This is a genomic window from Nonomuraea solani (genome assembly GCF_900108335.1).
GTDB classification, from domain to species: domain Bacteria; phylum Actinomycetota; class Actinomycetes; order Streptosporangiales; family Streptosporangiaceae; genus Nonomuraea; species Nonomuraea solani.
On the sequence record NZ_FNVT01000001.1, the window covers coordinates 74,152 to 88,862 of the forward strand.

The 14,711-nt window shown below is 67.8% G+C and carries 15 protein-coding genes; 8 read left to right on the forward strand and 7 right to left on the reverse strand.

What is annotated here, in order from left to right:
- Positions 1 to 6: 6 nt before the first annotated feature.
- A complete protein-coding gene (locus tag C4V41_RS00335; protein WP_103953680.1) occupies positions 7 to 1,224 on the reverse strand; it encodes a Gfo/Idh/MocA family protein in 1,218 nt (405 codons plus the stop codon).
- 98 nt (positions 1,225 to 1,322) lie between these two features.
- Here C4V41_RS00335 and C4V41_RS00340 point away from each other — a divergent pair, with 98 nt between their 5' ends.
- The gene (locus C4V41_RS00340) at positions 1,323 to 2,426 is read left to right on the forward strand and encodes an ROK family transcriptional regulator (protein ID WP_103953681.1); all 1,104 of its coding nucleotides are present in this window, start codon (positions 1,323 to 1,325) and stop codon (positions 2,424 to 2,426) included.
- Between the two features lie 9 nt (positions 2,427 to 2,435).
- Here C4V41_RS00340 and C4V41_RS00345 read toward each other — a convergent pair whose 3' ends face one another.
- Positions 2,436 to 3,383 carry a threonine/serine dehydratase gene (locus C4V41_RS00345; RefSeq protein WP_103953682.1) on the reverse strand — a complete coding sequence of 316 codons (948 nt, stop codon included), beginning with the start codon at positions 3,381 to 3,383 and terminating at the stop codon, positions 2,436 to 2,438.
- Positions 3,384 to 3,664: 281 nt separating this feature from the next.
- On the opposite strand from C4V41_RS00345, the gene C4V41_RS00350 reads away from it, so the two are divergent.
- Both C4V41_RS00350 and C4V41_RS00355 read left to right on the forward strand, forming a co-directional pair.
- A complete protein-coding gene (locus tag C4V41_RS00350) occupies positions 3,665 to 4,447 on the forward strand; it encodes a phytanoyl-CoA dioxygenase family protein (RefSeq protein WP_146103477.1) in 783 nt (260 codons plus the stop codon).
- A gap of 68 nt (positions 4,448 to 4,515) precedes the next feature.
- On the forward strand, positions 4,516 to 5,058 hold the full coding sequence (locus C4V41_RS00355) for a YbaK/EbsC family protein (protein ID WP_103953684.1): 543 nt from the start codon (positions 4,516 to 4,518) through the stop codon (positions 5,056 to 5,058).
- Here C4V41_RS00355 and C4V41_RS00360 read toward each other — a convergent pair.
- Positions 5,036 to 7,786, reverse strand: a complete 2,751-nt coding sequence (locus tag C4V41_RS00360; protein WP_103953685.1) for an ATP-binding protein — start codon at positions 7,784 to 7,786, stop codon at positions 5,036 to 5,038. The genes C4V41_RS00355 and C4V41_RS00360 overlap by 23 nt on opposite strands.
- 135 nt (positions 7,787 to 7,921) lie before the next feature.
- On the reverse strand, positions 7,922 to 8,446 hold the full coding sequence (locus tag C4V41_RS00365; RefSeq protein ID WP_103953686.1) for a TetR/AcrR family transcriptional regulator: 525 nt from the start codon (positions 8,444 to 8,446) through the stop codon (positions 7,922 to 7,924).
- Between the two features lie 101 nt (positions 8,447 to 8,547).
- Between C4V41_RS00365 and C4V41_RS00370 the strand changes: the two genes are divergently transcribed.
- From C4V41_RS00370 to C4V41_RS00380, 3 genes are all read left to right on the forward strand, one after another.
- Complete coding sequence (locus tag C4V41_RS00370; RefSeq protein WP_103953687.1) at positions 8,548 to 10,764, forward strand: MMPL family transporter; 2,217 nt, start codon at positions 8,548 to 8,550, stop codon at positions 10,762 to 10,764.
- Positions 10,765 to 10,774: 10 nt separating this feature from the next.
- Positions 10,775 to 11,626 (forward strand): oxidoreductase, encoded by an 852-nt coding sequence (locus C4V41_RS00375; RefSeq protein WP_200823664.1) that lies wholly within the window; start codon positions 10,775 to 10,777, stop codon positions 11,624 to 11,626.
- Between the two features lie 130 nt (positions 11,627 to 11,756).
- A complete protein-coding gene (locus C4V41_RS00380) occupies positions 11,757 to 12,212 on the forward strand; it encodes a hypothetical protein (RefSeq protein WP_103953688.1) in 456 nt (151 codons plus the stop codon).
- On the opposite strand, the gene C4V41_RS00385 is transcribed toward C4V41_RS00380, so the two are convergent.
- On the reverse strand, positions 12,204 to 12,782 hold the full coding sequence (locus tag C4V41_RS00385; protein WP_103953689.1) for a helix-turn-helix domain-containing protein: 579 nt from the start codon (positions 12,780 to 12,782) through the stop codon (positions 12,204 to 12,206). The two genes, C4V41_RS00380 and C4V41_RS00385, sit on opposite strands and share 9 nt — an antisense overlap.
- A 69-nt stretch (positions 12,783 to 12,851) precedes the next feature.
- On the opposite strand from C4V41_RS00385, the gene C4V41_RS00390 reads away from it, so the two are divergent.
- On the forward strand, positions 12,852 to 13,757 hold the full coding sequence (locus tag C4V41_RS00390) for an NAD(P)/FAD-dependent oxidoreductase (RefSeq protein ID WP_103953690.1): 906 nt from the start codon (positions 12,852 to 12,854) through the stop codon (positions 13,755 to 13,757).
- A gap of 12 nt (positions 13,758 to 13,769) precedes the next feature.
- Positions 13,770 to 14,000 (forward strand): hypothetical protein, encoded by a 231-nt coding sequence (locus C4V41_RS00395; protein ID WP_103953691.1) that lies wholly within the window; start codon positions 13,770 to 13,772, stop codon positions 13,998 to 14,000.
- Here C4V41_RS00395 and C4V41_RS00400 read toward each other — a convergent pair.
- Complete coding sequence (locus C4V41_RS00400; protein ID WP_103953692.1) at positions 13,987 to 14,370, reverse strand: effector-associated constant component EACC1; 384 nt, start codon at positions 14,368 to 14,370, stop codon at positions 13,987 to 13,989. The genes C4V41_RS00395 and C4V41_RS00400 overlap by 14 nt on opposite strands.
- Before the next feature lie 57 nt (positions 14,371 to 14,427).
- A complete protein-coding gene (locus C4V41_RS00405; protein WP_103953693.1) occupies positions 14,428 to 14,709 on the reverse strand; it encodes a hypothetical protein in 282 nt (93 codons plus the stop codon).
- Positions 14,710 to 14,711 lie beyond the last annotated feature (2 nt).

Genomic DNA, 14,711 nt, shown 5'->3' on the forward strand with positions numbered 1-14,711 from the left:
ATCGCGCTATTTGAGAGCCACGGTCTCGCCTTCCAGGCGCGACCGTTCTGCGGCCCAGGCGATGAGGTGGCTGTGCAGGCTCTCGCCCGGTGAGGAGAGGACCGACGAGCGGTCGCGCGTCGCGACCGCGGTCAGGAACGCGTCCACCAGGCCCTCGTCGCCGCCCCCGTGGCCGCCCCTTGCCGTCGCGTCGCCTGTGGCGCTGGTGTCGATGGTTTCGGTCCGGCCGGTGACGAAGTCGGTGATGGTCAAGGTGTTGCCGTCGCCGTCGATCGAGCCGCGGGTGCAGAAGACGCGGGTCTGCCGGTGGAGGGCCGGGGTGAAGGCGGTCATGGTGAACGACGCCGTCGTGCCGCCCTCGAACTCCATGTTCACGACCTGGTGGTCGACGACGTCGTTGTCGCAGGCGTACACGCATCTGCCGTACGGGCCCGTCCGCAGGGCTTCGAGGACGCCCGCCTCGGAGACGTCGTCGGTGATGACCGACAAAGGCCATTCGTCCTTGCCGGCGCGCGGGAGGTAGATGCGCTTGGCGGAGTAGGGGCAGTCGGGTTCGACGGCGCAGTCGAGGCAGCGGTCGGCGGCGCCCGCCGGGCGGTTCTCGGGACGGAAGTGCTTGAGGTCGCCGAACGAGGAGACGCGCGTGACCTGCTTGCCGGTGAGGTGGACGAGCCAGTCGAGGTCGTGGCAGGACTTGGCGAGCAGCATGAACGTGGACTCGTCGGCCCGCCGCCAGTTGCCCCGTACATATGAGTGGGCCTGGTGCCACCAACCGACCGGCTCCAGGTGCTGGATGCTGACGATCTCGCCGATCCGGCCGGCGTCCAGCAAAGCCTTCAAAGCCCGTGTGTACGGGGTGTAGCGCAGCACGTGGCACACGGCGAACACCGCGTCCGAGCGTTCGGCGGCCGCCACGATCCTCCGGCAGTCGTCCTCCGAGACCGCCATCGGCTTCTCCAGCAGGATGTCGTAGCCCAGCTCGGCGAAGCGCACCGCGGGCTCGACGTGGTCACGGTCCTGGGTGGCGATGATCACCGCGTCCGCCTGGCGGGGCAGGGCGGCCAGCTCACGCCAGTCCGCGTACTGCGCGGCCTCGGGGAACCTGTCGCGGCGGACGTCCAGCGGGTCGGCCACCGCGACCACCCGCGCCTGACCGGTCTCGACGGCGTGGCGGGCGTACGAGGTGCCCCGCGAGCCCGCACCGACGACGGCGAGCGTGACCATGACGCCTCCACATATGTAACCAGTTAACGTATGTCGGCCGATGCTAGGATCCTGGCTGGTAGACGTCAATAGGGGAGTTACGGGAAAGGGTCTCATAAGTGACCGAGCTCCGACCCGGCGACGCGTCGCTCCTGCGCAAGGTGAACACCCAGGTCACCCTCCGCGCCCTGCGTCGCGAGGGCGTGGCCACCCTGACCCGGCTCGGGCGGATCACCGGCCTGTCCCGGCAGACCGTGGAAGCGGTGCTCGACGAGCTGGGCGAGCGCGGCTACATCAGGGAGATACCGCCCGACGAGGGCGTGATGGGGCGGCCCGCGCGACGGTACGGGTTCCGGGCGGACGCCGGTCACGTGGTGGGCCTGGAAGTGGGCGGCGACGGCGTCGTGGTGGCGCTGGCCGATCTCAACGGTGACGTGGTCGCCTGGGAGCGGGCGGAGCTGGGCGATGACATGGCGGCTCACGAGCGGATCGAGGCCGCCAGGGACACGGTGCTGAAGTGCGTGAACGGCGCGGGGGTCGCGCACAAGCGGATCTGGGCCGTGGCCGCCGGCACGCCGGGCATCGTGGACCGTACGGGGCGGGTGACGTTGTCGCTCACCCTCCCGGGCTGGACGGGGCTGGACCTGGCGGAGGTGGCGGGCCGGTGGTTCGGCTGCCGCGGGCTGGCCGCCAACGACGCCAACCTGGCCGCGCTCGCCGAGCACTGGCGCGGGAGCGCGCGGCACGCCTCCGACATCGTGTACGTCCTGATCGGGCACCGGGCGGGCGCGGGCATCCTGATCGGCGGGCGGCTGCACCGCGGGCGGAGCGGAGCCGCGGGTGAGATCGGTACGCTGCGCCAGGTCGGCTGGGAGGCCGCCGCCCGCGACCTGGTCAAGGACGCCTCGGCGGCGGAGGTGTTCGAGGCGGCCTCGAAGGGGGATCACGAGGCTCGGGAGCGGGTGGAGCGGTACGCCGAACACCTCGCCGTCGGCGCCTCGGCGCTCATCCTGACCGTCGACCCGGATCTGCTGGTGCTCGGGGGCGGAGGGTATTCGCAGGCGGGTGACGTACTGCTCGAACCGGTGCGGCGGCACCTCGCGGAGCTGTGCGTGAGCGCGCCCGAGGCGGTGGCGTCCACTCTCGGCGACGAGGGCGTGGCGCTCGGCGCGGTACGCCTCGCGCTCGACCACGTCGAACGCGAGGTACTCGGACTTCAGTAAGCCCGGGCTTTACGTCGCCAGGTCGGCGGGGTCGGTGTTGGCGCCGCAGAGCACCAAGGCGAGCCGCTCGTTCGCACCTGGCCGGTACGATCCGCTGACGAGGCCGGCGAATGCCGTGGCGGCTCCATATTCCACCGCGATGCGCCAGCCGTCCCAGAGCATCCGGCGGGCTTCACGGATCGCGTCTTCACTGACGAGGACCGATTGCACGTCCGCCTGGGCGGCGACGGCATAACCGATGTCGCCGATGCGGGTCGCGCCAAGAGAATCGGATGCCACGCCGGTGACGGAGACGTCGACCGGCCGCCCCGTCGCCAGCGCCGTGTTGAGGGTCGGCGCCGCTTCCGGCTCGACGGCGACGACACGTGCCTGTCCCGCGACGGCCGTGGTGACGCCCGCGAGCAGCCCTCCGCCTCCCACGGCGACAATGATCGTATCGAGCTCTTCGGTCTGTTCGAGCAGTTCCAGCGCCAACGTGCCCTGTCCCGCGCAGATCTCCGGCTGGTCGTACGCGTGGCAGAACAGTGCTCCGGTGTCACTCGCCTCCTTGACGGCCACGTGATAAGCGTCTTCATAAATCTGTCCCGCCTGGACGACCTCGGCATCGAGCTTGCGCAGCTTCTCCACCTTGACCCGGGGAGCACTGGTGGGCAGGACCACGCGAGCGGGGATGCCGAGCTGAGCGGCGGCATAGGCCACGCCCAGCCCCGCGTTGCCTCCGGAGGCGACGATGACCCCAGCGGGTGGCAGCCGGCCCTCCTCCATCGCTTTCAAGATGCGGTTGAAGGCGCCGCGAGGTTTGAAGGATCCGGTGTATTGCAACTGCTCAAGCTTCAGCCACGCCCGGCCGGGCGTTGAGGTGAGCGCGTCGAGATCTATTTCGATGATGGGCGTTCTGCGAACGTGGCTGCGTATACGTCCTGCCGCGGCTTGAACGTCTGCCAGGGAGATCGTCATTGTCGGGCCGATTCTTGATATCTGACAGGGACGAAAATCAGGTTCGGGGCACCGGCAAGACTACAACGTGTCCTCGTGAGCCGTGAGCGAAGCCGAACAACGGTCGAGGCTGGCCAGGTCATTTCGATATGCCGCCTGACTTGTCAGGATATAACATATTTCTGGCGGTCCGAGGAGACTCTGCGCAGTCGTGGGGCAGAATGTGAACGGAATTCAGCGCTCTCTGGTCATCGAGCCAGTGCCGGTTTAGTATCGATCCATCTCGATCGTGTGAGGGAGTCATGAGGACTGACGATCGAATGGCACAAATCGTTACCCTGGGCGGGCTTGATCCGGAGGCACTCACCACTCTTGCGCGCGATGGGGTCGGCGCCTTGCGAGTGCCTGGGTTTTTTGACGAAAAGTTCTGCGAACAACTGCTCGCGGTGGGACACGAGTTTCTCGAGCGCTACGACCGTGACCAATATCCGGTCGTGGCCTGCAAAATCGGCCCAGCGCTCAACGAGTACATGGTGAAGGACGGAATTTCTCCGCAGTATTGGTCCGAGGCGGACCGGGTCGTCCATCTCTGGTCGACCGAGCTGCGACACCTCGCCGTGCACGATGAGTGTCACAGGCTGCTCACCGAGTCCTGGAGCGGGCCGGTGCGGGCGGCGCGAGTCTCTGGCAGGCCACTGTTCTGGGGAATCGTCAGAGAGATCAGTGAGGGAACCCTCATCCACTGGGACGATGTGACGCAAGAGCTCCAAGGGTTGTCGATCGATCCTCGTCCGTGGGCCCAGCTAGCGCTCAACGTCTTCCTGTCAGTGCCGGAGCAGGGCGGCGAGGCGGTGGTCTGGCTACAGCGATGGGCGGTGGGCGACGAGTCGCACAGAATAAGTTTCGGGTATCGGCCAGATGTGATTCGGCCCTCCTCGCCGATCTGCACGATAGTGCCCCACGTCGGCGACGCGATACTTTTCAATGCGAGAAATTATCACACCGTCAATCCTGGCCATTCAGGACGAAGGGTGGCTTTTTCCGCATTTGTGGGATTGGGTGATGAGATGGCGCTATGGTCTTAAACGCCTATTTAAATGGTTATTGAAATGACGCCTGGCTGGCACTTGGAAAATGGTGTTAGCATCGGCGAGTGAGTGATTCACTTCAGTTCGTCCCTGCGCTGAGCAGGCCTGAGTTGCTTGCAGAGCCGGTGCGCGCCGTGCTCGAGCGATGGGCCGAAGCGCCATGGTCGGAAGATGTTCAAGTGGCGGAGATAGATCCGGCTTTCGCCGGCGGCTCTGAGCTTTGCGATCATTACGGCCTCGACCCGAAATTCGGCGGTAACTGCCTGGTGATCGAGGCAAGGAGAGGCGGCGTCTTCAAAAGGGCCGCATGTCTCATCCCTCCAGGCACCCGAGCCGACTTGAACGGCGTCGTGCGCAGGCACCTCCAGGTGCGCCAGGTGACGATGCTGGATCGCGATTCGGCCGTTTCGGACAGCAATATGGATTACGGCAGCATCACGGTAATCGGGCTGCCCTCCGATTGGCCGGTTCTCATCGATGCCTCATTGAGTGATTTGCCGAGACTGGTGATCGGCAGCGGACGTCTTCGAGCGAAACTCAGGCTTCCGGGAGAGGCTCTTGCCGATATGACCGGTGCGACCGTGCTCACGGGTCTGGTTCGCTCGTAGGCCCTGGACGGGAGTCGGCCGCATCCATGTCGGCCAGTATGCGACGAATGTCCACCGCCTCTGGCACGCCAAGACCCTGGAACAGAATGAGCGCCTGGCCAAGTGGCCCCCTTGCCTCGCCACGTCTCCCCGCGCACAGTCGCGCTCGTCCGAGCCCGTCGAGCGCCCGGGCCTCCTCATAGACGGACCCCGTTTGCCGGGCCAGAACCTGTCCTCGCAGCGAGTACTTCTGGGCGAGTTCGCACTCGCCCATCTTCACGTGCAGATAGCCCAAATTGTTGTAGACCGTGTTCTCGATCTGTCTGTCCCCCAGTCGCAGTGCGAGATCGAGTGCGCGCAGGAGATATTCCTTGGACTCGGCGAACTTGTTCATCCGCTCGAACGTGAAGCCGATGTTGTTCAGGGTGCGAGCTTGGCCGTGCAGATCCGAGATATCGATGCGCGTCCCCAGCGCGGAGACGAAACATCGCAACGCCTCTACGTACGTGCCCTTGCGCCAGTGGACGGCGCCCAGGCTGTTCAGCGTTTTCGCCTGGCCATGGAGGTCGCCGAGCCGGCTTCGAATATCAAAGGACTCCTGGAGGACTCGCAGCGCATCGGGATAGTCGCCGGTGCGCTCGTAGGTGAATCCGATCTTGTCGAGAACGCGTGCTTCGCTCTCCACATCCGCGAGATCCTTATAGAGGCCGAGCGCGACGTTGAAGCAGACGAGGGCCTCCTGGAAGCTGCCGAGCTCCCACTTCGCCGTGCCGCAGTTCTCATGACTCACCGCCCGCATCGCCGCGCCGCCCTCTTGCGAGGCGACTCCTACCGCGGCCGAATGCAGATCCACCGCCTCTCTGATATAGCCCCTCAGAAGGAGAAAACCCGCGGCCGCGGCGGCGAGATCGCACACCGCCGTCGGAACGACCTGTTGGGCCTGGCGCGCGACGCCGAACAGATTCAGACGTTCTTGCTCCATCCACCGCAGGGCTTCCACTCGGCCGGCGAAGCACATGCGCACGGACACGGTGTCATCGGGCACGATGACCGCGGGATGGAGCCGTGTGTTGATGTGCACACTGGCCGCTCTGGATCCGGCCAGATAGAACTGGATGATTCTCTCTGTGGCCGACCGGAGCTCTGCCGACTCATGGGAGGACGTCGCCATGTTGCGGGCGAAGTCCTTGAGCAGATCATGGAACTGGTAACGCCCCGCGGTCGCTTCCTCGAGCAGGCTGTGGTCCACGAGCGTCTCGATGATGTCCTCGACCGTTTCCCGGTCGGCATCGTAAAGGGCCGCTGCGGCCCCCACGCAGATGGTCGCTCCTTCGTGCAGGCTCAGTCTGCGGAACATGAGCTGCTGGCGCGCTTCAAGGCCGGCATAGGACAGCTTGAACGCGGCTTCCAACGCCATGTCCTCGGCCCGCAACATCAGGGACCGGGACTTGGCCGCCCGCAACCGCCGCGCGAATGAGGAGATATCCCATTCCGGACGATACTTCAGCCTGTTGCCGGCCAGCTGGAGGGCCAACGGCAGTCGGCCGCACAGTTCGGCCACCGTGCGAACCTGGCCTGGTTCCCGACCGGCCCGTTCCGCTCCGATGATGTTGGTGAGAAGCTGTACGGCGTCCCGGAGTTGCAGACATCGCAGGGACAGGGGCTGCGCATGTCCGAGCCCGGTGAGCTGACGTCTGCTGGTGATGATGACCCGGCAGGTGGCCGTACCGGGCAGCAGCGGCCGTACCTGCTCGTGATCGAGCGCGTTGTCCAGGACGAGCAGGGCCCGCTTGGAGGACATCGCGGAGCGCCAGAGCGCAGTCCGTTCATCCATATCCAGGGGGATCTGTCCGATGAGGGGCCGTGCCATGCGCAGCAGCATTCCCAAGGCCTCGCCGGCCTGAAGGGGTGGCTGGCCCGCTGTATATCCGTGCAGGTCGAGGAAGAAGCAGCCGTCCGGATAATCGTCGCGCATCTTGTGTGCGACGTGGACGGCCAAAGCCGTCTTCCCGATACCGGCCATGCCATTGACCGTGTCGATCACGAGAGTGCCGGGACGGTCCGGTTGACGAAGGATTCTTTGGATTTCCGTCTTTCGGCCGACCACCATGACGTCGCGTGGGAGGTTGTTCACTGATTCGGCGGTTGCAGTCGCCTTTTCGCTTGCGGAGATCGACTGCGTTGGCACTTGAGTGATGCGGCCGGTATCTCGTCGCAGTTCTCGCAATTCATCAACAATGGCCGCGGTGGCCTGCGCACTGGCTCTTTGCAAATAAAGGGAGTAGATGCCGTGGAGTTCCGGAAGATGCCAGACCTCCTCGGCCAGGCAGTTGAGAAAACAGACGAGCGCGTTGTGAGCTCGCTCCGCCCCGATCTCTTCTCCGAGATGATGACGGAAGTGCTCCTCGACGGTCCGGCGAGCGTCGTCAGCGGCCGTGCTCCCCGCCTGCCTGATGATGGCCTCCATGGAGGTCATCAGCGCCTGGCCGGTCCAGAATCGCCTGTCGAGTGCCAGCCTCTCGGCGACCTCTTGGTCTACATCGCGGTACGCTCGGTGAAACTTCACCAATGCCGCTTTCACTGCACCTGCGAACTCGGCCCGGAACTTGCCGTCGCTCTTGAGCCTGCGGATCCCTTTGGCGACCTTGTCGCCGTGCAGGTTTTCGGCCAGCCGCGCCATCGAGTCCAGCGCCGAGTCGAGAGCTCTCTCAAGAGCGTAAGACGGAAGCAGGGAAAATGGATCGATCATATCGGCCCCTTTGCTCGCTCAAGGAAGCCTGAACCTCATAGGTGAGATTTATTCGCAAAAATGCTGAAGCCGGGTCACGGCACTTACGTTACAGATCCTTTGCGGGGCCATTCGGCTTCTTCGGAAAAAGGCATATCAGTATGCCCTCGCGGCCTCGAGGAGAGCCGCCCGTACCTGGTCCTCCGGGAGGTCCATGGTCTTGACCGCGCCCCACTGCAGCGCGCCGAGCAGGGCCCAGCTCTTCAGCCGGGTCTCCGGCGTCGGGTCGTCGCCGACCAGCTTGGCGTAGATCTCGTCCCGGAACGTCCTGACCTTCTCGCGTTCCGAACCGGGCTCCCCCGAGGAGTCGTCCGCCGCCAGGTCCTCCATGAACAGGCGGATCACCGAGCGGTACCGCACCGCGAACCCGACCAGCGCCTCGACGAACTCCTGCCGGGTGGCGTACGTCGTCCCGAGGAGCGCGAGCATGTCGCCAGCCGACGGGGACAGCAGCTCGGCGGCCAGCCGGTCCTTCGGATGGAAGTGGTAGGCGACCGCGGTCTTGGTCAGGCCGACGACGGCGGCGATGTCGGCGAGGGATGTGGCCGCGTAGCCGCGCTCGGCGAACAGCTCTCTGGCGGCGGCCAGGATCCGGGTGCGGGTGTCGTCGGGTGTGGTCATCGTCTCATTTCCCTACGGGAGACGGTATTCCGGATATATCCCGTCTTATCGTATGTCCTGTACGACCGTACAGGACGGCCGTTGGGCGGGGGCACAGAGCGATGACGCGGTTACTGGGACGGTTGGGCGGCTGGTGCGCGCGGCACGGATGGATCGTGCTGGTGTCATGGGTGATCGCGGCCGCCGCGCTGATGGGCGGCAGCCTCGCCTTCCCGGGCCCGACCAGCAACGACGCCAGCATCCCCGGCACCGACGCGCAGCGCGCGCACGACCTGATGAAGACCGGCTTCGGCCCCGGGTACGCCACCGGTGGCACGATCCAGCTCCTCCTCTACTCCGCCGACGGCCCCCTGATCGACGACAAGCCCAAAAAGGCCGTGGAACGCACCATCGACGACCTGCGGACGATGCCGTACGTCACGAAGGTCGAGACGCCGTTCCGGAGGGGCGGCATCTCCTCCAACCTGCAGATCGGGCTCATCACCATCCGCCTGGAGGGTCACGACTCCAACAAGCTCGCCGAGACCACGCAGAAGCTGTCGAAGGCCGCGGATCCGGCGCGGGCCGCCGGGCTGGAGGTGGTGCCCGCCGACAGCTCCACGCCCGCCGACAAGGAGATCAAGACCGGGCCCAGCGAGATCATCGGCGTGATCTGCGCGCTGCTGGTGCTGGTGTTCGCGTTCGGGACGCTGGTCGCCGCGATGGTGCCGATCTTCGTCGCCCTCATCAGCGTCGCGTCGGGGCTGGGCGTGATCGGGCTGCTCGGGTGGGTCGTGGACATGCCCAAGCAGGCCGGCATCATGGCCACGATGATCGGGCTCGGCGTCGGCATCGACTACGCGCTGTTCCTGCTGTCCCGCCACCGGCGGCTGCTGGCCGAGGGCGTGCCGGTGGTGGAGTCGGTACGTCGTACGGTGGCGAGCTCCGGCGGGGCCGTCGTCTTCGCGGGCGGCACCGTGATCATCGCGCTGAGCGCGCTGCTGCTGGCCGGCTTCCCGCTGCTGGCCACGCTCGGCTGGGTGACCGGCATTTCGGTCGTGGCCGCCGTACTGACCTCGGTCACGCTGGTCCCGGCCCTGCTCGGGCTGCTCGGCCACCGCGTCAACGCCCTGAAGGTGCCCCTCCTGCGCGGCGGCGGCACGTCCGGCGAGGGCTGGGCGGGGCTCGGCTCGTGGGTCGCGCGCCGTCCGTGGCGGGTGCTGATCGCCAGCGCCCTCGTGCTCGGCGCCTTCGCCGCGCCCGCGATGGCGCTGAAGCTGGGACCGCTCGACGAGGGGTACGGCACCAAGGGCTCCGAGCCCCGCCGCGCCTACGAACTCATGGCGACCGGCTTCGGGCCAGGCTTCAACGGCCCGCTGATCGTGGTCGCCACCCTGCCCTCCCGCGTCACCGACGCCGAGGAACCGATCGTCGACAACCTCGTACGCGAGGTGAAGGACGTCGACGGCGTCGCCCACGTCGCCGACCCCAAGATCAACACCTCCGGCCGCTCGGTCCTCATCCAGGCCATCCCCGACTACGCCCCCAGCGACGACCGGGCCGCCGAGGTGGTCCGCGACGTCAGGGCCATCTCGGTCCCCGGCGTGCGGGTGCACGTCGGGGGCAAGGTGGCGGGGCTCACCGACGCCGGTGACCGGATGGCTGAGCGGACCCCGCTGGTCATCGGGGTCGTGGTGCTGCTGAGCGCGCTGCTGCTGTTGCTGGCCTTCCGCGCGCCCGTCGTCGCGATCAAGGCGGCGGTGATGAACCTGGTGTCCCTGGGGGCCGCGTTCGGGGCGCTGGCCATGGTGTTCTCGATCGGCGTCGGCAGCGGGCTGGTGGGCATGGATCCGCCGGTCAGCTCGTCGTACGTGACGGAGCTGTTCTTCTCGGTGCCCATCGAGAGTTATGTGCCGCTGATGCTGTTCGCGGTGCTGTTCGGGTTGTCGATGGACTACGAGGTGTTCCTGCTGACGGCGGTGCGGCAGTCGTACCTGCGGCATGGGGACAACTCGCGGGCGGTCGCCGAAGGGCTCGGTTCGACGGGACGGGTCATCACGTCGGCGGCGTTGATCATGGTGGCGGTGTTCGTGGCGTTCATCGCCTACCCAGACGCGATGGTGAAGACGTTCGGGGTGGGGCTGGCGGTGGCGATCGCGGTGGACGCGACGATCATCCGCGGGTTCCTGGTGCCGGCCACGATGGTGCTGCTCGGGCGGTGGAACTGGTGGTGCCCGCGGTGGCTGGACCGGATCCTGCCCAACCTGTCGGTGGAGGGCCACGAGGAGGACGAGCCCGCCACGCCGCGTCGGCGGGAACCGGTGGAGGCAGGGGTTTAGGGTACAGATCATGGGGTGGGAACTGGGCGGCGACCTGAGCGTCGCGCGAATCGGGTACGGCACGATGAAGCTGACCGGCTGGCCGATGGGCGACCCGCCCAGCCGGGAGACGGCGCTGGCCATCCTGCGCCGGGCCGTCGAACTCGGGGTGAACCACCTCGACACCTCCCACTACTACGCACGTGACGGGGTGGCGGCCAACGAGCTGATCCGGGAGGCGCTGCACCCGTACCCCGACGATCTGGTGATCGTGACCAAGGTCGGAGCGCTGGTCGAGGCCTCCGACCTCGCCCTGCCCGCGGCGGAGAAGACCGGCCTCACGCCGGACAACCTGCGCCGTGGCGTCGAGGCGAACCTGCGCACGCTCGGCGTGGACCGCCTCGACGTGGTGAACCTGCGCATGGGCGACCTCGGCCACGGCGCGACGTCACTGGCCGCGCCCCTGGAAGCGCTGCTCGCGCTGCGCGAGGAGGGCCTGATCCGGCATCTGGGCGTCTCCAACGTCAGCGCCGCCGAGTTCGACGAAGCCCGCAAGGTCGCGCCGATCGCCTGCGTCCAGAACCTCTACAACCTGACCCAGCGCGACGACGACCCGCTCGTCGACGCCTGCGCGGCGGCCGGCATCGCGTATGTGCCCTTCTTCCCGGTCGGCGGATTCCAGCCGATCACGGCCGAGCGCCTGGAGGCCGTCGCCGCCCGCCACGGGGCGAGCGTGCCGCAGGTGGCGCTGGCCTGGCTGCTGGCCCGATCGCCGAACATCCTGCTCATTCCCGGCACCGGTTCACTGGCCCACCTGGAGGAGAACATCGCCGCCGGCTCGCTGCGGCTGAGCGAGGAGGACCTCGCCGAGCTGGTCGCGTAATCAATCTTGTCACCGCCGCGCCCGTTGTGCTGTGCGCGGGGGCACCAGGCCGGCGGGTAGATGTGCGCGGACGGATCAGCGGCCAGAGGCGATGCTGACAGCCGGTGCATTCCTTCCGAAGGACCCCCATATGACGCTACGCACTCTGGTCACGGACCCGGCGGGCCTGTTCGCCGAGCTGGTTCGGCTGGACCTGCCCTACGGCGACTACGTCGTGTGCGGCTCGGCCACGCTCTACGTACGCAACCTGCGCACCTGCATGGGCGACCTCGATGTGCTGGCCCGCGGCGCCGCCTGGGCCATCGCCCTCACCCTCGGCGTCCCGCCCAGAACGGCCCCCTCCGGCCACGGACAGGTGATCAACCACCCGGCGTTCGCCATCGAGTTCGTCGACCGGTGGACCCCCGGCTGGCCGACGCACCACCTGATCGAGACCGCCGACCTGATCGACGGCATCCCGTTCATGCGGCTCGGCGACGTCCTGGAGTGGAAGGCGCGTGCCCGCCGGCCCAAGGACCTGCCGGACATCTCCGCCATCGACAACCTGCGCCGCCTGTGGAGCGCGCCCCTGGCCGGGTCAGTCTGACCGCGTGTGTACGTGGATGCGCTCGCCCGGCCGCCCGAAAATGCTCAGCACCTCCGCCGCCCCCTCCCCGGTGCTGCCGAACCAGTGTGGCACCTGGGTGTCGAACTCGGCCGCCTCGCCCACGCCGAACACGAAGTCCCGGTCACCGAGGATCAGGCGCATCCGGCCCGACAGGACGTACAGCCATTCGTAGCCGTCGTGCGTCCGCAGGCTCGGCGTCGACTGGCTCGGCGGAATGATCATTTTCCAGGCCTGGACGCCGTTCGGCTGCCGGGTGAGCGGAATGACCGTGCGGCCGTGCACCCGTCGCGGCTTGAGCCTGATCCGTGGATCGGCCACGTCGGGGGCGCCGACCAGGTCGTCCAGCGGTACGCGGTAGACCTGGGAGAGCGGCAGCAGCAGCTCGAGACTGGGACGGCGCTGGCCGTTCTCCAGCCGGGACAGCGTGCTCTTCGAGATGCCCGTGCGCTCGGCCAGATCGGTCAGGGTGACCCCGCTCTGAGCCCGGATCCGCTTCAGCCGCGGCCCCACCCGGTCGAGCGCGGCGATGATCGTCGATGTGTCGTCCACCCGCCCATTTTTCCCGGAAATGGCAACGAACGTTGTCGGCTCTACCCGTGAACGAGCACCCTGGCCGACATGAGCGAATACGACGTAGTGGTCATCGGCGGCGGCGCCGCCGGACTGTCGGCGGCCCTGGTCCTGGCCCGGGCCCGGCGCCGGGTCGCGGTGGTCGACGCGGGCGCGCCGCGCAACGCCCCGGCCGCCCACATGCACGGCTTCCTGTCCCGTGACGGCTTCGCGCCGCGCGACCTGCTCGCCGCCGGGCGCGAGGAGGTGGCGGGCTATGGCGGCCTGCTGATCGACGGCCTGGTCGCCGGCGTCGACCCGGGCTTCCAGGTCAGGCTGAAGGACGGCCGCTCGTTGAGCGCCCGCCGCGTCCTGGTCACCACCGGGCTCCAGGACGAGCTGCCCGACCTGCCGGGCGTGCGCGAACGCTGGGGCCGGGACCTGCTGCACTGCCCCTACTGCCACGGGTACGAGGTCCGCGACCAGCCGCTCGCGGTGCTGGGCGGGACTGCGGAGGCGGTGCAGCACGCCCAGCTCGTCAGGCAGTGGTCACCCGATGTCCTGATATTTCCGCATAATGGCATGCTCACGGCCGGCCAGCGCGAACAGCTCGCCGCCCGCGCGATCGGCGTCGTGGACGGCCCGGTGCGGCGGCTGGTCGTGGACGACGACCGGTTGAGCGGTGTCGAGCTGGAGGACGGTCGTTTCGTCGGCCGGGCCGCGGTGTTCGTCCGGCCGCGCTTCGTCCCCAACGACGACGTGCTCGTCTCCCTGGGCTGTGCAACCGACGAGCGCGGCTGGGCCGTCAGCGACGACACGGGCCGTACCAGCGTCGCGGGCGTCTGGGTGGCGGGCAACGCGGCCGATCCGCGAGCCCAGGTCATCACCGCCGCCGGCATGGGGTCGGCCGCCGCCATCGCGATCAACGCGGACCTGGTCGCCGACGACGTCCAGTCCTCCCTGACCCGAGCATAAGGAGCTCCCACCATGTCCCCCGACCGGACGATCCCACCGCCCTCGAAGCACCAACTGGCGTTCATGATCTGGCTGGCCGTCTTCCCGACGCTGGCCGTTCTCAACCTGGCGCTCGGCGGCCCGCTGGCCGGGCTGCCCGTCGTCGTGCGGACGTTCGTGCTCGCCACGATCGCGGTGCCGATCGTGATCTATGGCCTCATGCCGTGGCTTCACCGGCTCCGCGCCCGGCTCATGAGCCGGTGACCTCAGGGTCGGCGAGCACCTGGGCGAGGTGGTCGGTCAACGCCTTGGCCGCCGCCGCGTCGAGGCCCTTGACGCCCTTGGCGGTCAGCTCCACCGAGGACTCCTCCTGGCCGCGGCTGATCTTGATACTGACCTCGCCGCGCCGGGTGCCCAGCCACGCCACCAGCACCGTCGCCATCGTGGCCAGCGCGCCGCCCGCGCCCAGCAGGAGTTGCAGCACGTCAGGGGCCGCGCCGAGGGCGCCCGGCTCCGGCGGGGCCTCCACGATCTTGACGCGGCCGCGCAGCTCGGGCTCCTCCGACAGCCACGCGTACAGGTCTCGCAGCGCGTCCGCGGAACTGTCGGCCGACACCTGCAACTGAACGGTCACGGGCGCTCCCGGATGGGTGGGTATCCGGAGAATCTACCCCGGATACCCGGCCGGTGGTCAGCCGATCTGCACGCAGTCCTGGAGGGTGACCTCGTCGGGCAGCGCGGCCGTACCGCCGCTCACGCACTTGATCTTGAGGGGGACCTGCACGGCCACGCCGATCGCCTCGCCCGCGAAGGGGCCGTTGGTGACGGCGCCGGGCGAGGCGTGGCAGTTGCCGAACAGCACCGACACCCCGGGGTCGCCGCGGACCGTGTCGCAGGTGTAGGTGGGGATGTCCTGCAAAGGGGCCGGGAGGCCCAGGAGCAGGGCGACGGTGGCGGGGAGAAAACTGATCATCG